Source organism: Pseudomaricurvus sp. ABR4_320 (assembly GCF_056159445.1).
This window is the reverse complement of record NZ_JBSWVF010000004.1, coordinates 518,540-539,531: the sequence shown is the minus strand read 5'-3', so window position 1 is coordinate 539,531 and position 20,992 is coordinate 518,540. Positions and strand designations below refer to the sequence as shown.

Here is a 20,992-nt window from a genome sequence, read left to right as displayed (position 1 = left end):
TCACGCCGTTTAAATTTTGTTCAGAAGTTTTACTGCGATCCGACCCGTGGAGGCCTGTTCGGATTACTGGCTCTGAAGTCGTAAGCTCTCGAGCTTTTCACACGCCTCTTCACGCAATTGACTGAGTTGCTTAAGCGTCATATCCAACAGCGATATATCTCCAACGTAATCCAACGGCGCTGAATCACCCTCTGAATATTTCGCCATCACGCAATCAATATCATACAACTCGTGTTCGTATTCAGAGATTTTTCTCGCCAAATAATCGCGCATACATCCCCCGCATAACTCTTTCTGTAACGGATTGGAAATGAATATTACATGGGAAATTAAAATATTTGCAATATTTACAATTTATACTACCGCGCCGCTTAATAGATGATTTAAATGTCATTATTAAACATTTAAATTGACTTTGTCTGGGCAATAACACTGTAAATTTTTTGCATTTCAAGCGGTTAGAATTGCCACCAGTGGCAACTGCGATTTCGCTATAAGAAAACGATTATCTATTACCGTTTTTGCGTAACTGTACAACTATAGACCAAAGTATAATCTGGTGATGCAGAAATCGTTTTATTCCCTGAGCCGTGACTGGCACACATACAGCCTGAGACAATACGCCAAGGCAACGCAACCACCCAAGAACTCGGTACGAAGAACTCGGAGGTTGCGTCGTCTGCGGTAGAACCTACTTGGCTGCGTCGAGCATCATGCGGTCAAACTCTACCGTATCACCTTCCGGATCACGCACATCAAAGGCAAAACTGCGCACCGCGCCCATTTCCGTATCCAGAATACTGAACGTCGTGATATTGCCACTACAGACGAACGGCACTTCGCGACTGGCACCTTCCATATCAACCATAGGGTTGCTGATGGTTGGATAGATGGCAGCCAGGCCATGGGCATCTCCAGTCACCGGATAATTTTCTGCATCCCAACGAGAGGCTTCTGCCCCTAGCGCCAACTCATCACCTAAGGTGCCATTACTGCGAACAGTATCATTGTATGGCGTACCGTCTTCCTGACTCCAAAATGCACCATAGCAGTTACCGACGTTAGAGGTTTCTATGAAGTTCATATCGCCATCTTTGAATCGGTTCCAAACGTGAGAATGCCCCATAACGACCAATTGTACGCCATTCTTATGTAATAGCGGCTCAACATCGCGACGGAAATGATCATCTGCCAAAGGATATTCATAGCGAACATGGGAAATCATTCCCAGGATGGGTTCGATTTGAGTTTTAAACACCTGCGCTCGCAATTCATCATTCTGAGGCATCAACACTTTTTTGGTGTGGGTGATCCCATCGGCGTCCAGATAGTCTATTTCCATTTCAGGGTCACTCAGTACTGGCGTACCATTATCACCGAGCCCATGGGCATTCTGGTGAAGCATCACAACCCTATACGGAGACGCTTGAAACGCGTCGCTGTTTAATGTTTTTTGCAGCCATTCGTACTGCTGGGTACCTTCAGCGAACGGTGTAAAGATAAATTCGCCAAATCCCCAGTTTTCGGGATTGTTAGACTCCGCTAGATACTCAACAAATTTACTGCGATCATTTTCACCGATATTCCAACTGCGCCAAATGCGAGAAACATTCATGGATATCAAGAAAACATCACCGAATTTTTTGCTGTAGTAAGACTCCCCTTCCGGACCATCATCAGGCAATGTAAGAAGGTCTCGGTATGTTTCAAAATCATTGGAATTGTCGCGGATCCACTGCTCTTTTGTGGCGGGATCACCAGTAGGATTGATACTCGCCGCGTCTTGCTCGTATCGATAAGCTGCGAACCAACGCGGCTGAGGATCACCAAACATATAATTTAATGTCGCTGTCTGCTCGGAACCATTAACCATAATCGTCTCATTGGGACGAAAAACACCCGATACCTCGTGGTTACCTACAGTTGCAAACAATGGTACGTTTTGCATTAAAGGCCCGCCAGTATAAGGCGTCTCTGGGACCTGATCGGCAAAGCTTGCCTGTAATACCGGAAAGAAACTCGGACTTGAAGACCAGGGATCCTCGTGCCAATCAGCATTGTAGTTGTCAAACCACTCAGCTGCCCGACGAGGTCGATTTACTAGATCACCTGCAAAGAAAATTGCATCCAAATTTGGAAACAGCTCATGCACCTTCTGGTAGTTGGCCAGAGAATTAAATCGCTCTTGGTGATCGGAAGTCAGCAGAATTTTAAGAGGCTCACCGGACTCTGGCAGAGCGTTGAGTGTGTAAAAGTCAGACTTGACGATCTCACCGCTCTCAGATTGTGAAAATATACGGTAGTCGTATTCGACACCTGGTCGCAAACCGTCAATGACAGCTTCATGGCGATAGGCCTGACGCTGCTGAACTTCTGTCAGCTCGACCTCCAAGCGTGAATTGGCGTCATCAAACAAACGCTCTAGCTTCATGGTATCGGCGTTGACCTTACGACCGGCAGGCTTTGAAGACTGATCGCTGCCAGCTTTGATCCAGTTCTGGTGTTGCCACCGAGGGAAAACACGCACCCAGCTTTTTTTGCCGGAAAAATTGGTAACCCAAGCGACGTGAACACCATCGCTGGTGGGGTTTTGCAGATAAGGTTGAGTCAACAGGGCCGGCTCACCAGCCTCCATAATAGAGACATCAGCCGCGTTGACCGCAGCCAAAGGTACAGCAGATAGGATTGCACTGACCAGAGCAATGCGGGAGAAATGAGGGAGGTTCATCAACAGGATCCTTGTTCTAGGTAAATCAAAAAGGCGCCCGAATCCTAATACTAAAGTATGAACATGCTGTGAAGGTGACGTGTCAACCAGATGACACCTTGAATCTCATTACCCAGATATAACGCAGAAGACCACAAGCGGTGGCGAAAGGCAGAGTTCACTTAACAAATGGGGAAGAAAGGAGCGAAAATAGCATCCCTGCCAATCGAGCGTTCCCTGGGGAAGTCATCGGTCTTTAGGATGGCACTGGTGACCAGCCCTCCATTCAACCAACCCCTATTGTGCCGGACGATTGTTGCTGATTTGTGACGGAGAATGGTTTTACAGCGAGTTTAAATAGGCATCCAATGTTTTTTGCAGCTCGGACAAGCGATTCTGCAAACTCACCTGAAGCACATGGAGCTGATCCAAGCCCATCGATAAATTATTAAAATCCACTTCCAGACTCGCCACCGCTAACGAGGACTCTGCAATAAAATCAGAATTGGCGCTGTCTTGGATGGGATCGTCTAATCGCCGGCGCCGGAGTCGCTCAACGCCGCTGCTGCTACCAATCCAGCGCTGGATTTTATGTAGGGTTTGTTCTGCCTCAGTAATTTCCTGATGCAGCTCACTTAAAACGACACTCATAAGTCGAGACGTTTATTGGTCTTTTGGCTTGGTACTTCCCTTACGCGCCCAAAATACGATATCTACACAGGATACCTATCCCACTGTATCCACGATGTTGCTCTGAGGAGGGCGCATCCTGCTCAAAAAGAACAGAAAGAACCTGACCGATTAGCCAGATTACATTGAAACCGCTGCAAACAACGGCACTCTTACCACACATCCACAAAAAGCGACTAACCTTGAATTGTTTTGAGTTCAGCTAAGAGGCCTCTTCCGCAGACAAAACCTGCATTAGACACCAGGCCATTAAATTAGTTTACAAGGCGATAATTTTACTTAACGTAAGATTACTTTGAGACAATGACAGTATCAAGACATTAATTGCCATAATGCTGCCGTTTTTTATAAAGACAGTGTGCTTCCATGTCCAGAGCCAACATACTGACGTAAAAATTGCCTTGAATACTTTGAGAAACATTCGCACTTGCATGGCATCGATACGGGCTCCATGCAGCATTCGGCATATCACATAGAGCATTCGCTTCTTTCAAGCTGGCAGAAACCTGATCGAAATATCGTAAAGAGAATTTAGCCTTAAACAACAAAAAAGCCGATCTTCAACGAAGATCGGCTTTTTCACTTGCGATTAACAGCAGACTACTGATGTTAACAGCTTACGGCAATTTGAAGGTCCAGACAGTGCCGCCCTGGTTGAAGTTCTTCACCTTTTTGGCGACCTCACCGCCCCAGAGTGGAACCGCTCCACCCCAGCCGGAGACAATACTGATGTACTGATCACCGTCCTGAGTCCAGGTTATAGGAGACCCCACGATTCCAGAGCCAGTATTGAACTCATATTCTACCTTGCCGGTTTTGGAGTTCAGTGCGATCAGATAACCTTCTGGATTACCGAAAAAGACCAGATTTCCCGCCGTTGCCAATACACCGCCCCAAAGAGGCGCCTCATTCTTGTATTCCCAAACGATTTTACCCGTTTTAGGATCGACGGCTTTCAAGGATCCAATGTGATCGTCATAAATTGGCTTAATGGTGAAGCCCGATCCCAGATAGGCAGCCCCCTTCTTGTAATCAACGGGTTCGTTCCAAATATCCATACCCCACTCATTGGATGGAACATAGAATAATTCGGTTCTTTGGCTGTACGCCATGGGCATCCAGTTTTTGCCACCAAGGAATGATGGGATGGACCAAACCGTTTCCCCTTTTTTGCCTTCGGCAGAATCTGTTGGATCACCGGGACGGCCACCGTCTTTAAAGATCGGACGGCCTTTGTCATCGAGACCCTCTGCCCAAGTGATCTGAGAAACAAACGGGAATCCGCGAATAAATTCACCGTTTTCGCGATTCAGAACATAGAAGAAACCGTTACGGTCAGCGGTGGCCGCCGCTTTAACAGTTTTCTTACCATCTTTATAATCAAACGCAATCAGCTCGTTAACACCATCGAAATCCCAACCATCGTGCGGCGTGGTCTGGAAGTGCCATACGATTTTGCCGGTATCCGGGTCGATCGCTAAACGAGAGGCGCTGAAGAGATTGTCACCGGGACGAGTGTGAGAATTCCAAGGCGCCGGGTTACCTGTTCCCATAAAAATCAGATCGGTATCTGGGTCGTAGGTGCCGCCAAGCCAAGTGGCTGCCCCCCCGGATTTCCACATGTCGCCGGGCCAGGTTTTGTTGGCTTGACCGCCGGTAATTCCGTTTTCCTTGCCATTCAGGTAGCCCATATGGCCTTCAACGGTTGGGCGGGTCCAAATGAGTTCGCCAGTTTTGGCGTCGCGCGCTTCAACCTTACCAACGATACCGAATTCACCACCCGAAATACCGGTAATCACCTTACCCTTCACAATCATTGGCGCAGCTGTAAAGGAGTATCCGGCTTTGTAATCGCCCATGGTTTTGCGCCATACAGGCTTGCCGGTTTTTTGATCCAAGGCGATCAACTTGGCATCTAAGGTTCCGAAAATAACCAGGTCGTCATACAAAGCTGCACCGCGATTAATAACGTCACAGCAAGGCATAATGCCATCGGGCAACCGAGCCTCATACTGCCAAATTTCGTCGCCCGTTTTCGTGTCGACTGCAAAAATGCGCGAATAGGAGCCGGTAACGAACATTACGCCATCTTTCACCAACGGCTGACTTTCCTGGCCACGCTGTTTTTCACCACCAAAAGAAAACGCCCATGCTGGAACCAGTTTTTTAACGTTCTTGTGATTGACCTCTTTGATCGTACTGTAGCGCTGAGCCCTGAGACCTAAGCCATAAGTCACCACATCTTCAGCAGTTTTATGATCGTTGAGAATGTCGTCGTCAGTCACCTTAGCGTAAACCGGAGCACTGCCGAGTTGTAGCGAAATCGCCATCGTAATTGCAGAAGCCAGTATACCGGCAGATAGGGTTTTATTTTTCATTATGTGTCTCCTCGAGAACTCAATTGACCTTGATAGCGTCTTTTATAATTTCAATGCTTCAAGTGATTCCCAGCGCGGCCCGTTGTGTACATCAGCCGATTCGCCCTTTCCCAACGAATCGACCTGCAAGCACGCCTGTGCTGAAACTACCCAGTGAGAAGGATAGTCAAAGGCTCGTGCAGTATCCTGCCGTCTGCACGTCGCCTCAATTACACCTCCGGGCCAACTTCTTCCATCCTTGGTAGGATGGATAACTCCAGAGTATTCATATCGTCAGATACAAGGTTATTCAGCAGTTTCGTATAACGAAGGCTGACGATATTGAACATTAAAAGTTGCAAATACGTCCTTGAGCGTGCCGTCGCGAACCCAGCCATCGATCAGGGTTTCGACCTCGTTGGCAAGCTCTCGATAATCCTGCTTCACAGCAACGCCAATATCCCACTGACGCTTTACCAGGCTCTCCATACCGGACTGACCAATATCGAGACGGTGCTCGGTGTTTTTAGTAAAATCGTGCAGGCCCCATTCAATCTGACTCCGTAGCGTTGCCACCGCGGCTACCTCGCCGTCTTGCAATGCATCAAGTGCTGCTGGTGTGCTCATGTAGTGAATGATGTTGTCCCGCAAACGCCCCTGAAGTGTCGACGTAAGAAAGGTATCTGGAAGAGAATCGATTTCCACACCGATTTTTTCGTATTGGAAGATAGCAAGGTTGTACACCTCACCCGTCTGCTCAAGGTCTCGAGCGATCGCCCAGCTTTCCTGGTGATAAGGTGCAAACATATGCACCATCTCGTTCCTGGGAAGCCCGTAGCCATCAATACCGTAACTGAACTGCCGGTCGTAAGGGACACGCAGCATCAAATCAGCTTTGCGCTTGTCGACATCAGTGACAGCACCTTTCCAGATGGCATTGCGCAGGTCGTCTTCGAGTCGCTCATCCGCTGTTAACCAAAACCAGCGAACATCAACACCTAAGGCTTCGGCAATACGCTTGCCGACTTCAATATCAATGCCGACCGGCTCACCATCAGCCAAAAAAGAATAAGGAGGAAAATCGCGATAGACGGCGATTTCGATATAACCAGAATCGATAATATCTTCGTAACTGCGCGCCATCACCGGCGCGCAGACGAGATAAACTAGAATCGCGATTAATATTTTCATCGCGTGACACCCTAACCAGAAAGGCCGAGAGTTATACAAGCTACTCTACGATTCCTCGGGTATCGATGTAGGAACGAATTGCCCACATAGCTTCTTGGCTAAGAATACCTTCGAACGGAGGCATATAAACACGCCCATCGACAACAGCACCATGACGAATGCGCTGCATAAACCACTCATCAGATTCCGCGCTATCAAAGAACTCTGCTTCATCATTAAGTTTACGAAGGTCGGGAGTGATACCACCAGAAATCACTTCAAGGCCGTGACAGCGGGCGCAGTTCTGATTGTAGGCGGAGTCGCCAACTTTGATCGCGGTTTCATTCCCGCGGTACGGATTTTCGGTCAGCCATTCTTCCCCAAGAGGTGGCAATTCGCTGGTGTCGACCGCCTGAGGCGTGACATTCCCGTGTCCAAAAACTGTGGCAGATTGGCTGGCAGCAAGCAACATGGCGATGGCAAGCGTGCTTTTACTTTTCATAATAGTGCACCGTGTATCGTATTTTGAAACTTATTATCAGCACGTACACAAGCTCGCAGACGGTTAGCTGAGCGGGCTTTATGTCGCGCAATTGGTTCTGAGAACCCTCTTGTTTATAAGTGCGCATGCTAAGTGAGCCGAGATACCACAGCCATTGTACTTGGGTAGCATTCTTTTCATCCTTTTTTGCAATACCCGGTCAATGGACGCCCTACTAATATCTTGCGCCTTAACGCGATATACTTGGGGAAATATTAGATTTTACAGGCCGTTAACGTGGCACGCGCAGGCTGAGCAGAGCCATCCTTTGATCTTGCTCTACTGATTATTGGATGTTTTTTGGCAAAGTACTGGGCTGTAGCATCGGCCATTAGGCGACCCTAGCCTCCTCCTTTAGCAGGAGTCCTAAAGTTGCAAACTACAACGATAACTAGATCAACAGCTTGCATGATTACTGATTTACTGCGACGCGCTACCTGTCTCTTGCGGCCCATCCGACGACGCTTACCCCTGTGCAGATTTTCGCTTGTATTGTGTCTCTACGCCCAGGGAGCCAGTGCAACCCCATTATCCATTCCGATTCTCTATCTGCATCAGCCTGCTGACACAGGCCCAGTTCTCTCCAACGTGTTCGCACCACCTGAGGATATGGGCGAACCAGGCGCCACATTGGGTGTTACAGATAACAACACCACCGGTCGGTTTCTAAAACACAGCTATTCGCTGCAGATTGAACGGCATAGCGATCAGGATCAAATACTCGCTAGGGCGAAAGACTTTGTTGCTGGCGGTGGCAGCCTACTCGTTGTGGATGTCTCCGATGACACACTTCGAGCACTGACGCGCGAAAAAACATTGCGCTCTAATGCTCTTTTCATCAATGCTGGGAGCCCGACAGACAGCTTGCGGCGCAATCAATGCACAACGGGTTTACTGCATACTCTGCCCAGTCGGGCGATGCTGGCTGACGCGTTAATTCAGTTTTTAACCGTGCGCCGCTGGCAGAAGTGGCTTCTCGTCAAAGGCCAACAACCAAACGATGCCGCTTTTGCCGACGCCTTGAAGCGCTCCGCCAAACGTTTTGGCGGCAAAATCGTCGAGGAAAAAACCTGGAGTTTCGACACAGATTTACGACGCGTGGCCCAACAGGAAATTCCACCATTTACCCGAGCTGGCAAGTATGACGTGGTGCTGGTTGCCGATGAAAGTGGTGACGTAGGGGAATACATCCCCTACAACACTTGGTTACCAAGACCGGTTGCCGGCACCCAGGGTTTGACTCCCGTCGCTTGGGCAAGAGTGGTGGAACAATGGGGAGCGATTCAGCTTCAAAATCGCTTTTTTGAGCTTGCGAAGCGAGAGATGACACCTGTCGACTATGCCAGCTGGTTGGCTGTCCGGGTTATTGGTGAAGCGGTAACCCGCAGCGGCAGCGCCAATGTCCAGGACCTCTACTCGTTTATTTTATCGGACGAATTTGAAATCGCTGCGTTTAAAGGTCGCCAACTGAGCTTTCGCAACTGGAACGGACAACTGCGCCAACCGATTCCCTTAGTACATCCAAAAGCTTTGATCAGTCAGTCTCCTCAGGAGGGCTTTCTGCACCCTGTCACTGATCTTGATACTCTGGGGTACGATCGGCCCGAAGTCGACTGTACGTTTAGCACTCGCATGGAAGAATGATAATGAAACCTGCTCTATTGTTTGCGGCGATGTTGTGCGCCACCCCTTCCGCACTGGCCGAGATTGTTTATATTTCCAATGAAAAGGACGACACACTATCGGTTATTGACCTCGACAGCCTGGAGGTCACTGATACGATCAGCGTAGGTATGCGACCACGTGGCATCACGTTAAATTCAGATCAGAGTCTGTTGTATATCTGCGCCAGTGATTCTGATGCGGTACAGGTGATGGATACCAAAACCCATAAAATACTCTACAGCCTGCCTTCCGGTGAAGATCCCGAGCAGTTCGCACTCTCCCCCGACGACAAGTTTCTCTATATCGCCAACGAAGACGATGACATCGTCACGGTCGTGAACACTCAGAGCCACGAGGTAGAAGCACAGATAGATGTGGGTGTTGAACCAGAAGGCATGGCGGCCAGCCCAGATGGCAAGTGGATCATTAACACATCTGAAACCACCAGCATGCTGCACTGGATCGACAGCGACAGTTATGAATTGGTCGACAACACACTGGTCGATCAGAGACCCAGGCATGTCGAATTTACCAAAGATGGCTCACAGCTCTGGGCGAGTTCGGAAATCGGCGGCACCGTCAGCATCATCGACACAGCCACCCGACAAATCCAGCACAAGATTGAATTCAAGATCCCTGGCATTCATCGGGACAAAATTCAGCCTGTCGGCATTCAACTCAGCGAAGATGGTCGCTATGCCTTTATTGCACTGGGGCCGGCGAATCATGTCGCCGTCGTTAACGCAAAGACCTATAAAGTTGAGAAATATCTTTTGGTCGGACGTAGGGTCTGGCACCTGTCGTTTAATGGTGACCAAACCCTGCTGTTAACAACCAACGGAATCAGCGGCGACGTGTCTGTTATCGATGTTGACGCCCTGAAAGTCACGAAAACCATTCGGGTCGGGCGCTACCCTTGGGGCTTAGCGGTAAAACAGTGATATGACTGCGCTAACTGTCGAAAATGTTGCCCATAAATATCCGGGGAAAGACGCCCTGAAAAGTGTGGATTTCAGCTTGTTGCCCGGCCAATTTCTGGCACTCTTGGGTCCCAACGGTGCGGGCAAAAGCACACTGTTTGCGCTGATGACACGACTGCTGCGATTACAACAGGGCGACATCACCATCGACGGATTATCAATCCGCAATCATCGTGAACATGTTTTGAAACAGGTGGGAATTGTCTTTCAACAAACGACGCTGGATCCGGATCTTACCGTCGCCCAAAACCTCTATTACCATGCAGCCCTTCACGGCATCAGCTCGCGGCAAGCACGACCTGTCATAGAGGCCGAACTAACCCGCCTGCAACTGCCGGAAGCCATTGATACACGCGTGAGAAAACTCAACGGCGGCCATAAGCGACGGGTGGAGATTGCCCGCGCCCTACTTCACAAACCGCAATTGTTATTGCTCGATGAAGCCACCGCGGGCCTGGATATGGAAAGCCGGGAGCTGCTGCTGTCCCATGTTCGCGAACTCTGTCAACAACGCCAAACTGCCGTGCTTTGGACGACCCATTTGATCGACGAAGTCAGCTTGCATGATCCCCTGGTGATTCTTCATCGGGGACAGGTCGAGGCCAAAGGCGCTTGCTCCGAATTGTTAGCTCGTCATGAATGCGACTCGATTAAGGAACTCTTTGTGCGCTGCACAGGAGGTGCAAAATGACGTTTAAAGAAGCTCTCTATAGCTTCATCGGCATTTTGCAACGGGAGTTCTGGCGATTTTTACAACAGCGCTCACGCTTCATCAGTGCCCTTATTCGTCCACTGCTGTGGCTACTTGTCTTCGCCGCAGGATTCCGTGCTGCTCTAGGTATTGCCATTATCCCACCCTACGAAACCTACATTACGTATGAGGTCTATATCGTACCGGGGCTAGTGGGTATTATTCTGCTGTTCAGCGGCATGCAAAGTTCTTTGTCCATGGTCTACGATCGGGAAATGGGCAGCATGAAAGTGCTTTTGACCAGCCCTCTACCACGACCCTATCTATTGCTTTGTAAGTTGGTAGCGAGCTCTATCATTGCGTTATTGCAGGTCTACGCCTTTCTCGCCATCGCCGCCTGCTTTGATATTCGAGTCCCAGCAATGGGCTATGTCTGGGTACTGCCTGCGGCACTACTGGCGTCGATTCTATTGACGTCCCTGGGGTTGCTCTTGTCGTCGCTGATACGACAACTGGAGAACTTTGCCGGAGTGATGAACTTCGTGGTGTTTCCGATGTTTTTTCTCAGCTCCGCACTCTATCCCTTGTGGAGAATGCGAGAATCCAGTGAACTCCTGTATTACATCAGTGCAGTAAATCCATTTACCCATGCGGTAGAGCTTATTCGCTTTGCCCTGTACGAGTCGGTCAACGGACAGGCTCTGCTTGTCACGGCGGGATGTTCAGCGGTCATTTTAATTGGAGCTATAATCGCCTATGAAACGCGCCGCTGAAACTGTTTGCCGAAACTCGGCAGCGACTTTAGAGTCGTGTCCTACCCAGTGTAAGACACCTGTTGTTCATTCCTATAACAAAATGATAGAGCCATGCAAAAAATCTTAATTGCCGACGATCACCCGCTGTTTCGCGACGCCATAACCAACGTTTTGGAAAAACATTTTTCCGATGTTGAAACTTTGGCCACCGAGGACCTGGAAGGAACCATAGCCCTGGTTGAACAGGATTCAGATCTCGATTTGATCTTGTTAGATCTCAATATGCCTGGCATGGATGGGCTGAATGGTATTGTCAAGCTTCGCAACAGTTTTCCCGACATACCGGTTGTCGTTGTATCCGCTGAGGAAAACAAAAGCACTGTGCTGCAAGCGATGACCTATGGCGCGGTGGGGTTCATTACCAAGTCGTCGTCCAGTGAAGAAATTGCCAACGCACTTAGGCTGATCATCAGCGGACAAGTTTACCTTCCGCCGGATGTTATTCGTAGTTCTGAAGATGCGCCTAAAAGTGAAAGTCGCGATCCGCAAATTGATCCAAAACTCATCGCATCCTTGAGCCGCAGACAACTGTTGGTGTTCGAACGTATGGCAAAAGGGGAATCCAATAAAAAGATCGCTTACGAACTTAACATTGCGGAGACCACGGTGAAATCTCATGTCTCGGCAATCTTACGACGCTTGAAAGTTCACAACCGAATTCAAGCCGTACTCTGCGCGTCCAATGTGGATTTCAACGATTATATCCACCGCTAACAGCCTATTGATTTTTATCTACGTGGCCTCTGCCTCGAAAACGAAAATCAACGGCCCGCGTTGGAATCAATCACCGCCAGAGGTCAGTCTCGCTAAGAAACATGGCCACTGGTGAGAATATTCGATAGCAGCACTTTGAGCTTGAGCGGTTTTACCGGTTTATTCATCAACTGATAGCCCGCGTCACGGGCAATTTGGCGCAACTCATTCGTATAATTTGCGGTAATTAACACCACCGGAATGCGCCGCTCCAGTCGCTCGTTGATGATTCCGATAGCATCCAGTCCGGTATCACCGTCATCCAAATGATAATCAGCGATCACCAATTGTGGATCAAACTCCAGTAACTCGTCGTCCTGTTGTAACTGCTCTAAGGTCTCCAGCGTCAGTACGTCACAATCCCAATTACTCAGCAAGGCACGCATGCCGTCGCAGATGTCCGGGTCATTGTCGACGACCAAAATTCTGGAATTGCGCAAGGGTTGTCCCAGAATATCCAGCGGCACAGATTCCGTTGTTTGCGGCTTGACTTCGCGACCGTAGGGCAAGGTAACGGAAAAACAAGACCCCTTGCCGATCCAAGATTGAACCTGGGTAGTATGCCCCAACACTCGTGAAATTCGGTCGACGATGGCCAACCCCAATCCCAAGCCTTTATCGCTGCGTTTTTGGCGCGCGTCAATGCGGCTAAATTCCTGAAAAATCTCACCGAGCTTGTCAGAGGGAATTCCAATACCGGTATCCCAAATTTGAACCTCAATGCCCGAAATACGACGGCGACAACCCAGCAATAAACGACCTTTCTGGGTATAGCGGACGGCATTCGTCAGCAGATTTCGTAATATTCTCGCCAGCAGCTGGCTGTCGGAATAGACAATTGCCTGGCAGTTCACAAAATCCAGCGATAGTCCTGCCTTTTGTGCCTGGGGTTTAAATTCAGTAACCAGGCGATGCAATAAATCACCCAGATGAAAATTCTCTTTTACCGCTTCGACAACACCCGCTTCCAATTTGGAAATATCCACCAGCGAGCTGATCAGCGATTCCACATTTTCAAGCGAATAGCCCAGTGAATTTACCAGGTGGTCTGCCTCAGAACACAAGGATTGGTCTTTTAGTGCCGTTACAAACAGCCGAGCGGCATTCATCGGCTGCAATAAATCATGGCTGGCGGCGGCAAGAAAGCGAGTCTTGGATTCATTGGCGCGGTCCGCTGCTTTTTTGGCTTCAATGAGCCCGGCTTCTGCCAATTGCCGCTCTTCAATCTCTTTACGCAACTGCAAATTGATTGATGAAATCTCCCGAGTCCGTTCGTTGACCCGCTGCTCCATGTATTCATAGGCTTGCTGTAATGCCTGCGCAGTGCGACGTTGCTCGGTGATGTCTTGCTCTAAAGCAAAGAAGCCCAATACGCCCCGATCAGCACCAAAATGCGGGATAAACGTCTTGCGAAAATCTCGATTGCGACGATCGCCACTGGATTGAGATACCTCGAAATTAACGGTGTGCCCTGCGAGTGCACCTTCAATATAAGGTCTATGAAGTTGATAACTTTGCTCGCCCAGCATGTCGTGTAAAGACTGTCCGGAAATTTGCTCGCGAGGCTTGCAATACCAGTCTTCAAAGGACTTGTTAACAAATTCGTAGCAAAGCTCTCGGTTGACGTAAGAAATCATCGCCGGAAGGGCATCCGTGATCAGACGTATGCGCCGCTCGCTTTCTCGCAGCGCCTCTTCGTTGCGAAACCGTGATGTAATGTCCGCATAGGTATCGAGATAGCCGCCTCCGGGAATGGCGTGACGACGGATCATTAACACGCGACCGCTTTGCAGTGTGCGCTCGCCAACGAAGATCATCTCTCCGGGCTGTAACGGTTCGTTGAGTTCTGGCCGAGGAATATAGTCCAATTCGGTTTTTTGAAGCAATGCCGGAAAATCCATGCCGCGCACAACATCGTCCCGTTCCAGCTCACACAACTCCAAAAAGCGCCGGTTCCAAGCCTCCAACACGTGATCGCTATTGACCAAAGCCACCCCGTGGGACATATTTTCGAGTGTCGACTGTAGCAGCCTCGCCTGCTCTGCCAGAGCCCGCTCATGACGAAGCTCCTCACCTTCTTTTACCGAGGTAATGTCGGTGTAAATGACGACCAGTCCACCTTCGGCGGTGGCATGCTCTGACATCTGAATCCAGCGATCATTGGAGAGTCGCAGGATGACTTCGTTCGTATCCCGATTCGCCTGCGACGCCACTTCACGCAATCGAATACTGGTATCGATAAGCCCGAGACGTACGGCCTGTTTTTGTATGTCGGCAAATCGAGTGACACCGAATTCAATCGCCACGCCAGCCTCTTCCCAGAACTCCAGAAAGCCGCTATTCGCCATCACCAGACGGCGTTCCGCATCGAACATGACGAAAGATTCTGGAATACTTTCAATCGCATCCAACAACATCTGCCGGGAATGTTCAGAACTGCCCTGGGCTAAAGCAAGTTCCTGATTGGCTTCTTCCAAACGCTTAAGCGTGTTCTGCAACTGGCGAGTTCGCTCTTTGACTTTGTCAGCGAGCAGCGCGGCACTTTCAAAGGATCGATAGGCACCTGAGTGATTGCCCCACCCCATTTCAACGCGTTGAATTAACACCGCGTTGGTTTTACGCAGTTTACTGTTTTCGTACTGCAGAGCTTCCACTTGAGCCTGCAGCTTGCTGATGGAGGTTTCGTCAGAAAAGCGCGGAATTGCCGGCATATCCTGAAAGCGGTCGTCGAAATCTGACATCGCGGTTATTGCCCGATGACCACACCGGTAAAGGTGTGATTCAGATGCATGCCGTCAACCTGCTCTCCATAAGTATTGAACCCGACAACCTTGTGCTCGGCATAAAGCTCAGACATTGGCTCAGCAATGTCCAAATGTTCTATTTCGCAACGCCGGTGAATGCAATCGAAACCGATGATCAATTGCGGCGCGCCGATCTCTGCGGTGAAATCTTCCAGCATGGCGCGAGTTTGCGATAACAAGCCGCCCGACCGCATATGGGTCAAGACTACGCCCAAATCGATGGCACAAAAGAAGGTGAGACTTAGATCATCATTCACTTTTTGCACAGAGCGCACGTAGGTCTCATCGCTCAACTGCACCGCCAGAGGGTGCAGGGCAAAGGTTTCCGGCACCAGATCATCAATCGACAACCCTGTTACCCGGCAATATTCCAGCGCCGCCGGCTCGGCGTTAAACTCATGGACGACCCTTTCATACGGCGACGCGCTGGTCACGACCAACTTTTCTGTCTGAGGCATCAGATGGTGCACACTGAATACCCGAAATGGGCATAGGGTATTGACGAGGACTAATACCGCTGAACGCGTACGAAACTCGCCGTCGTAGAAGATTCGCGTGTCTTGAAAATGCAGATTGTCACCGGCGGAGCCTCCAACCAGCGGCACTTCCTGCAGGCTGAGGCTCAGTGCATTGAGGATTAATTCTTCCCGAATCGACAAACCGTCGAGCATCGAGAGCGCAAAACTGTTGCCACTGATGGGCGCCAGCGCTTTCGCCTGCAGGCGCCCCAGCGTAGCACTGACAACATTTTGAGTATCTTCCTCGCTGAAGCTGGCGAGATTCTCAATCAGTACCGTTTCTACGGCAAAATGACTGCGAGGCAGACTGAACGCGGAAATGGCATTCTTACGATAACCGAGAGGCGTTATCTCGCCCGCAGTGGTGCAACCCACCAACCGCACATCGCCAAAAAGCTGGGATAGCTCCTCAGACAGAATATCCAGGCGATAGTCAGCACTGCAGTAAAATACAATACACGCCGCCTCGTGCCCTTCCAGGCCGGCGTAAATTTCTCTGGCAGCCAAACTAGGATCGGGATTTTCCGAACCTGCGCGAAGAATGTGCCCGGAATCCGACGCTGTCGCCAGAGAATCCGGCGTCCAGATTCGCTTAAGATCCATATTCATCGACCAACCCTCGATGATGCGCTGATATCGTTATTGTCGAAGAGACCTACTACTTCTGGTCCCCAGCCCTAAGGCCAAAGTATAACGGGGCCGATTATAACCATAGTGGCGCCGAAGACGGTAATTTAGAAGACAAAAAACACGACAGCCTTTTTAAAGGTTAAAAACCCGCCAACGGCAAACTCACTTTCACTATTTATGTCGCCGCTATGCCGATGATTTTTATAATAATTATAGCCGTAACTACGAAGAGATCTGCACCACGTAACCAGCACCAATGCTTGCATGAGGTAAAAAATGACAACGGCATGTTTACGTGTCACCCAGTCGGCCTTGCAGTAACAAAGGAAAACGCTCTAATAATGACACAGCTCCGGTTTCGCGAGATGCGCCTGCTGTGCGTAACCATTCTTCCACCGTCACATCCAACAGTATACTCATCGGATCCGCACTCAGAAAAACGATGCGATCGGCAATGACGAAAGCCTCCTGTAGATCATGAGTGACGCACAATAAGGTGGTCGCCTTCTCCTCACACAGGCTCACCACCAATTGCCGAAGTTCTTTTGCCAAAGGCGCATCGAGCGACGCAAAAGGTTCATCCATCAACAGCAGTCTCGGCTGGGGAACAAAGGCTCTCGCCAAGGCCACACGTTTTTTCATTCCCCCCGAGAGTTGTGCCGGATAGTGTTGGTGAAACCCCTTCAGGCCGACACTGTCAAGAAGTGCCGCCATGGCTTCGGTTACATGCTCCTGTTCAGCCACCAGCGCCAAATTTTCCAGAGCCGTGAGCCAAGGCATCAACCGCGGATCCTGAAACAGCATGGATATCGACGGCCGCTGCGGCTGTGTCGGAGCAACGCCATCGACACATACCTCACCATCAAAACCACCATCCAAGCCCGCAATCAGATTCAACAGCGTACTTTTACCCGCGCCGGAAGGACCGACCAGAGCCACTCTCTCACCGACGTGCATACTCAGTTGTAGGTCTTTGATGACATCGCGTCCTGGGCCGAAAGACTTGCTGTGAATATCAACGGTTAAAAGCGAAGATGACGTCACTCGATGCCACCTTTTTGCCAGCGCTGCATATGTTTTTCCCACGGTCTCAGAACAGCGCCTTCAACCAGAAAGATCACCACGACAAACGCAAAGGTATAGGCGAGTATGCTGACAATGTCGAAGAGCTGGAAAAACACACTGATTTTAAAACCAACGCCATCACTGCAGCCGAGTAACTCAACGACCAAAACAATCTTCCAAACCAAGGCGAGACCGGTGCGGGTTGCCGCCAGAAAAAACGGATACAGCTGCGGTAGATAGATGCGCCGCACTGTTCTCCACCAAGGCAATCGATACACCTTGGCGACTTCCAATAAATCCCGATCAACAGTCTTTGCTCCCTCACGGAAAACAATGGCCATGTTTGGCAACTTGTTAATAACCACGGCCGTAACCGCCGCCACTTCATTTAACCCTAGCCACATTAAACACAGCACAATGGTGACCAGTGCGGGAATGTTCAGAAGCAGCGTTAGCGTTGCATCCAACCAAAGGTCAAGCTGCCGGAAATGGCCCATGGCCAGCCCCAAGGCTAACCCCAACGTCAGCGCGAGCGAAAACGCGATGGCCACTCGTTGCAGCGTGATACCGAGATGGTAGGGCAATTCACCACTGCCCAGCTCCTGCCAGAACGTCTGCATAACCTCGAGGGGATAAGGCAACAGCTGCGGTTGCCAAATAACAACCGACAGATGCCAGGCGACAACCAGCACCACAATGGACAGCACTCGCGGCAGGAAGCGTCCGTGTAGGACCTTTAGTTTAAGTCGCTGCCACCAGCGCTGAGGAGCATCCATCGACGATACGGCAGCCTGTTGATGATTCATTCGCCAGACAACACCTTGCTCCGCCAGAAGAGATCATCAGGCAATACTTCCAACTGCCCGGCTAAATCGGATCCCGCTTCAGCTCTGAGAATTCGAAAAAGTTTCTGCGTCTCGGCAATCTCGTGATCGCCAAAACGTGCCGGTATTCCCTGTCGATATGCGTCTCGTAAACGGGCCTGCAATCCGGCATTGCCCTCCTTCAGTACAGGTGTAATCTGCTGCCATTCAACATCAGAAGTCTTCATCAAATCTCGGGCTTCATAGGACAACTGAAGAAAACGTGTCAGCATATCTTCATTCACCTGCGCCCATTCACTCTTAAACAGCCAACCCAACAAAGGCACTTGCGGGTCGACATCCAGCGACGTTAGGAGCTCTGACATATTCACCAATTCAGGCATACCCGCAGCTTCCAGGCGCGACGAAAAATGCCAGAAATTAATAACGGCATCCAAGTCATGATTGAGAAGTAATTGATTGAGAATCGGCGGTGCCGCCAACTTAACGGAGCTTTCGCGAATTAAATCCATGTTATGGACTTTACGGGCGTAGGCCCGATAGAGAATCCAGCTTTTGTTTACCGGACCACCGGCAATACCAATCCGCTTTTGCCGCAGATCAGTAAAGGTTTTGATGCCACTTTCCGGGGTTACAATGACGGATGCCGCCATCGTCGAATACGGATAGAAGCGATATTGGCGCCCGAATTCACGTTGTCGAGCGGCCCATATCCAGTCTCCTACGATGACGTCAACACTGCCAGATTGTAACGCGGTGAGAGTCGCCTGATTCGACGCCAGCGGAACAACGTTTACCTTGAGTTTGTACTTGGAAGCAAGCTTGTGCCGCTCAATGACATCCAGCTCCCAGCGTACCGTCCCAAATTCCAGAACGCCGACCCGCAGAGTGTCAGAAGAGTCTTTCCCTTGCACAGAGAAAGGCAGCAGCATCAGAACCAGAAACCAGCGCCACACAGCCAGTGGCGTAATCGTGGGTAACATCGGACATCTCTTATAATCTTATTGTATCGGCATGCTAACGGCCGCAAGTGTCATCGAGAATGCTACTTTAGCAGGACATGCAACGAAATGCGCGGATTTAACCCAATTGGCAAAGGGCCCCCTAAAAATAAACCGGAGTTATCCTGGCACAAATAAAAAGCCGACCCTGCCAGCACAGTGACAGGATCGGCGTAAGCGACTCTCCTCAGAGGGAGAGCCGAAGCGGTTGGCTAATAAAATCAGAAGGCGTCTTAGAAGAAACCCAGGGGATTGATGTCGTAACTGACCAGCAGGTTTTTGGTCTGCTGGTAGTGATCGAGAGCAACCTTGTGAGTTTCGCGGCCGATACCAGACTTCTTGTATCCACCAAATGCCGCGTGAGCTGGGTAATGGTGGTAACAGTTAGTCCAAACACGACCCGCCTGGATAGAGCGACCCATGCGATAAGCGCGGTTCATGTCGCGTGTCCAAACACCGGCGCCCAAACCAAACATGGTGTCATTGGCGATTTCCAAAGCTTCGGCTTCGTCTTTAAAGGTGGTAACACCGACAACAGGTCCAAAAATCTCTTCCTGGAACACGCGCAGCTTGTTGTTGCCACGGAACAGAGTCGGCTCGATGTAGAAACCGCCGCTCAAACCTTCAATGCTGGCTGGGCCACCACCGGTAAGAACTTCTGCGCCTTCCTGCTTACCAATTTCCAGGTAGCTAAGGATTTTTTCATACTGTTCAGAAGACGCCTGAGCACCCACTTGAGTATCGGTATCCAGCGGATTACCACGCTTGATGCTACGGGTTCTCGCGACAACCAGAGAAATAAACTCGTCGTACATGCTTTCCTGTACCAGCGCACGGGAAGGACAGGTACAAACTTCACCCTGGTTGAAGAAGGCCAGCACCGTACCCTCTACCGCTTTGCTCAGGAACTCGTCTTCCTGCTTCATAACATCTTCGAAGTAGATGTTTGGCGATTTGCCACCCAATTCTACGGTTGAAGGAATCAGGTTTTCTGCAGCGCACTTAAGGATGTGAATACCGACAGGGGTAGAACCGGTGAATGCCAGCTTGGAGATACGCTGACTGGTTGCCAGAGCCTGACCGGCTTCAGCACCATAACCGTTGACGACGTTAATCACGCCAGGTGGCAACAGATCACCGATGATTTCCATCAAAATCAGAATGGAAACCGGAGTCTGCTCGGCTGGCTTGAGAACCGTACAGTTACCCGCAGCCAACGCAGGAGCCAGCTTCCAAGCCGCCATCAACAGCGGGAAGTTCCAGGGAATGATCTGACCGACCACACCGAGGGGCTCATGGATATGATACGCCACAGTGTGCTCGTCGATTTCCGCCATGGTGCCTTCTTGTGCACGAATACAGCCTGCGAAATAACGAAAATGATCTACGGCCAGCGGCACGTCAGCGGCCAGTGTTTCACGAACGGCTTTACCGTTGTCACAGGTCTCTGCGACCGCCAGAATTTCCAGGTTCTGCTCAATTCGGTCGGCGATCTTCAGCAGTACGTTGGAGCGTTCTGCTACCGACGTTTTGCCCCACGCATCTTTCGCTTTGTGGGCGGCATCCAACGCCAACTCGATATCTTCATGAGTTGAGCGAGGGATTTCACACAGAACGCGGCTGTCGACCGGCGAAATGTTTGAGAAGTAATTTCCCCCAACCGGGGCGACCCACTCGCCACCGATAAAGTTCTCGTAACGGGACTTGAAACTAAACAGTGAGTCTGCCTCACCTGGAAATGCGTAAATCATCTTATGACTCCATGTGTCTGGAATTTATTT

Annotated in this window: 17 protein-coding genes; 5 read left to right on the top strand and 12 right to left on the bottom strand. The window is 50.1% G+C overall.

Annotated elements, in window-relative coordinates; genetic code table 11:
- Window positions 1-63: 63 nt before the first annotated feature.
- The 6 genes from ACXAFR_RS11385 to pedF all read right to left on the bottom strand — a co-directional run bounded on the left by ACXAFR_RS11385 (window position 64) and on the right by pedF (window position 7,426).
- The gene (locus ACXAFR_RS11385; RefSeq protein WP_475176808.1) at window positions 64-273 is read right to left on the bottom strand and encodes a hypothetical protein; all 210 of its coding nucleotides are present in this window, start codon (window positions 271-273) and stop codon (window positions 64-66) included.
- Window positions 274-691: 418 nt separating this feature from the next.
- On the bottom strand, window positions 692-2,728 hold the full coding sequence (locus tag ACXAFR_RS11380) for a fibronectin type III domain-containing protein (RefSeq protein ID WP_475176806.1): 2,037 nt from the start codon (window positions 2,726-2,728) through the stop codon (window positions 692-694).
- 321 nt (window positions 2,729-3,049) lie between these two features.
- Window positions 3,050-3,358 (bottom strand): hypothetical protein, encoded by a 309-nt coding sequence (locus ACXAFR_RS11375; RefSeq protein ID WP_475176804.1) that lies wholly within the window; start codon window positions 3,356-3,358, stop codon window positions 3,050-3,052.
- Window positions 3,359-4,014: 656 nt separating this feature from the next.
- On the bottom strand, window positions 4,015-5,775 hold the full coding sequence (locus ACXAFR_RS11370; RefSeq protein WP_475176801.1) for a PQQ-dependent methanol/ethanol family dehydrogenase: 1,761 nt from the start codon (window positions 5,773-5,775) through the stop codon (window positions 4,015-4,017).
- A 285-nt stretch (window positions 5,776-6,060) separates the two neighbouring features.
- The gene (locus tag ACXAFR_RS11365) at window positions 6,061-6,945 is read right to left on the bottom strand and encodes a substrate-binding periplasmic protein (RefSeq protein WP_475176800.1); all 885 of its coding nucleotides are present in this window, start codon (window positions 6,943-6,945) and stop codon (window positions 6,061-6,063) included.
- Window positions 6,946-6,985: 40 nt separating this feature from the next.
- A complete protein-coding gene (gene pedF / locus ACXAFR_RS11360) occupies window positions 6,986-7,426 on the bottom strand; it encodes a cytochrome c-550 PedF (RefSeq protein WP_475176798.1) in 441 nt (146 codons plus the stop codon).
- A 447-nt stretch (window positions 7,427-7,873) separates the two neighbouring features.
- Between pedF and ACXAFR_RS11355 the strand changes: the two genes are divergently transcribed.
- The 5 genes from ACXAFR_RS11355 to ACXAFR_RS11335 all read left to right on the top strand — a co-directional run bounded on the left by ACXAFR_RS11355 (window position 7,874) and on the right by ACXAFR_RS11335 (window position 12,330).
- Window positions 7,874-9,109, top strand: a complete 1,236-nt coding sequence (locus ACXAFR_RS11355; protein ID WP_475176795.1) for an ABC transporter substrate-binding protein — start codon at window positions 7,874-7,876, stop codon at window positions 9,107-9,109.
- Between the two features lie 2 nt (window positions 9,110-9,111).
- Window positions 9,112-10,071: a YVTN family beta-propeller repeat protein gene (locus tag ACXAFR_RS11350; protein WP_475176794.1), complete on the top strand. Its 960-nt coding sequence runs from the start codon at window positions 9,112-9,114 to the stop codon at window positions 10,069-10,071.
- Between the two features lies 1 nt (window position 10,072).
- Window positions 10,073-10,801, top strand: coding sequence for an ATP-binding cassette domain-containing protein (locus tag ACXAFR_RS11345; protein WP_475176791.1), 729 nt, complete (start codon window positions 10,073-10,075; stop codon window positions 10,799-10,801).
- Window positions 10,798-11,574, top strand: coding sequence for an ABC transporter permease (locus ACXAFR_RS11340; RefSeq protein WP_475176790.1), 777 nt, complete (start codon window positions 10,798-10,800; stop codon window positions 11,572-11,574). The genes ACXAFR_RS11345 and ACXAFR_RS11340 overlap by 4 nt, the downstream gene beginning before the upstream one ends.
- Before the next feature lie 93 nt (window positions 11,575-11,667).
- The gene (locus ACXAFR_RS11335) at window positions 11,668-12,330 is read left to right on the top strand and encodes a response regulator (RefSeq protein WP_475176789.1); all 663 of its coding nucleotides are present in this window, start codon (window positions 11,668-11,670) and stop codon (window positions 12,328-12,330) included.
- Between the two features lie 92 nt (window positions 12,331-12,422).
- Here ACXAFR_RS11335 and ACXAFR_RS11330 read toward each other — a convergent pair whose 3' ends face one another.
- The 6 genes from ACXAFR_RS11330 to exaC form a co-directional block, all read right to left on the bottom strand.
- Window positions 12,423-15,110 carry a hybrid sensor histidine kinase/response regulator gene (locus ACXAFR_RS11330; RefSeq protein WP_475176787.1) on the bottom strand — a complete coding sequence of 896 codons (2,688 nt, stop codon included), beginning with the start codon at window positions 15,108-15,110 and terminating at the stop codon, window positions 12,423-12,425.
- A gap of 5 nt (window positions 15,111-15,115) precedes the next feature.
- Complete coding sequence (gene nosP / locus ACXAFR_RS11325; RefSeq protein WP_475176783.1) at window positions 15,116-16,300, bottom strand: nitric oxide-sensing protein NosP; 1,185 nt, start codon at window positions 16,298-16,300, stop codon at window positions 15,116-15,118.
- Between the two features lie 312 nt (window positions 16,301-16,612).
- Entirely contained in the window at window positions 16,613-17,365 is a 753-nt protein-coding gene (locus tag ACXAFR_RS11320; protein ID WP_475176780.1) for an ABC transporter ATP-binding protein, read from the bottom strand.
- Window positions 17,362-18,192 carry an ABC transporter permease gene (locus tag ACXAFR_RS11315; protein WP_475176777.1) on the bottom strand — a complete coding sequence of 277 codons (831 nt, stop codon included), beginning with the start codon at window positions 18,190-18,192 and terminating at the stop codon, window positions 17,362-17,364. The genes ACXAFR_RS11320 and ACXAFR_RS11315 overlap by 4 nt, the downstream gene beginning before the upstream one ends.
- The gene (locus ACXAFR_RS11310) at window positions 18,189-19,193 is read right to left on the bottom strand and encodes an ABC transporter substrate-binding protein (RefSeq protein WP_475176775.1); all 1,005 of its coding nucleotides are present in this window, start codon (window positions 19,191-19,193) and stop codon (window positions 18,189-18,191) included. Before ACXAFR_RS11310 ends, ACXAFR_RS11315 begins: the two co-directional genes overlap by 4 nt.
- Window positions 19,194-19,444: 251 nt before the next feature.
- Window positions 19,445-20,962 carry an acetaldehyde dehydrogenase ExaC gene (exaC, locus tag ACXAFR_RS11305; protein ID WP_475176771.1) on the bottom strand — a complete coding sequence of 506 codons (1,518 nt, stop codon included), beginning with the start codon at window positions 20,960-20,962 and terminating at the stop codon, window positions 19,445-19,447.
- Window positions 20,963-20,992 lie beyond the last annotated feature (30 nt).

Excerpts from the sequence above, each read along its gene's own strand:
- ACXAFR_RS11310 (WP_475176775.1), bottom strand. The coding sequence starts at position 19,193 with ATGTTACCCACGATTACGCCACTGGCTGTGTGGCGCTGGTTTCTGGTT.
- ACXAFR_RS11330 (WP_475176787.1), bottom strand. The coding sequence starts at position 15,110 with ATGTCAGATTTCGACGACCGCTTTCAGGATATGCCGGCAATTCCGCGC.
- ACXAFR_RS11340 (WP_475176790.1), top strand. The coding sequence starts at position 10,798 with ATGACGTTTAAAGAAGCTCTCTATAGCTTCATCGGCATTTTGCAACGG.
- ACXAFR_RS11350 (WP_475176794.1), top strand. The coding sequence starts at position 9,112 with ATGAAACCTGCTCTATTGTTTGCGGCGATGTTGTGCGCCACCCCTTCC.
- ACXAFR_RS11385 (WP_475176808.1), bottom strand. The coding sequence starts at position 273 with ATGCGCGATTATTTGGCGAGAAAAATCTCTGAATACGAACACGAGTTG.
- nosP (WP_475176783.1), bottom strand. The coding sequence starts at position 16,300 with ATGAATATGGATCTTAAGCGAATCTGGACGCCGGATTCTCTGGCGACA.
- pedF (WP_475176798.1), bottom strand. The coding sequence starts at position 7,426 with ATGAAAAGTAAAAGCACGCTTGCCATCGCCATGTTGCTTGCTGCCAGC.
- ACXAFR_RS11315 (WP_475176777.1), bottom strand. The coding sequence starts at position 18,192 with ATGAATCATCAACAGGCTGCCGTATCGTCGATGGATGCTCCTCAGCGC.
- ACXAFR_RS11365 (WP_475176800.1), bottom strand. The coding sequence starts at position 6,945 with ATGAAAATATTAATCGCGATTCTAGTTTATCTCGTCTGCGCGCCGGTG.
- ACXAFR_RS11375 (WP_475176804.1), bottom strand. The coding sequence starts at position 3,358 with ATGAGTGTCGTTTTAAGTGAGCTGCATCAGGAAATTACTGAGGCAGAA.
- ACXAFR_RS11335 (WP_475176789.1), top strand. The coding sequence starts at position 11,668 with ATGCAAAAAATCTTAATTGCCGACGATCACCCGCTGTTTCGCGACGCC.
- ACXAFR_RS11355 (WP_475176795.1), top strand. The coding sequence starts at position 7,874 with ATGATTACTGATTTACTGCGACGCGCTACCTGTCTCTTGCGGCCCATC.
- ACXAFR_RS11380 (WP_475176806.1), bottom strand. The coding sequence starts at position 2,728 with ATGAACCTCCCTCATTTCTCCCGCATTGCTCTGGTCAGTGCAATCCTA.
- ACXAFR_RS11370 (WP_475176801.1), bottom strand. The coding sequence starts at position 5,775 with ATGAAAAATAAAACCCTATCTGCCGGTATACTGGCTTCTGCAATTACG.
- exaC (WP_475176771.1), bottom strand. The coding sequence starts at position 20,962 with ATGATTTACGCATTTCCAGGTGAGGCAGACTCACTGTTTAGTTTCAAG.
- ACXAFR_RS11345 (WP_475176791.1), top strand. The coding sequence starts at position 10,073 with ATGACTGCGCTAACTGTCGAAAATGTTGCCCATAAATATCCGGGGAAA.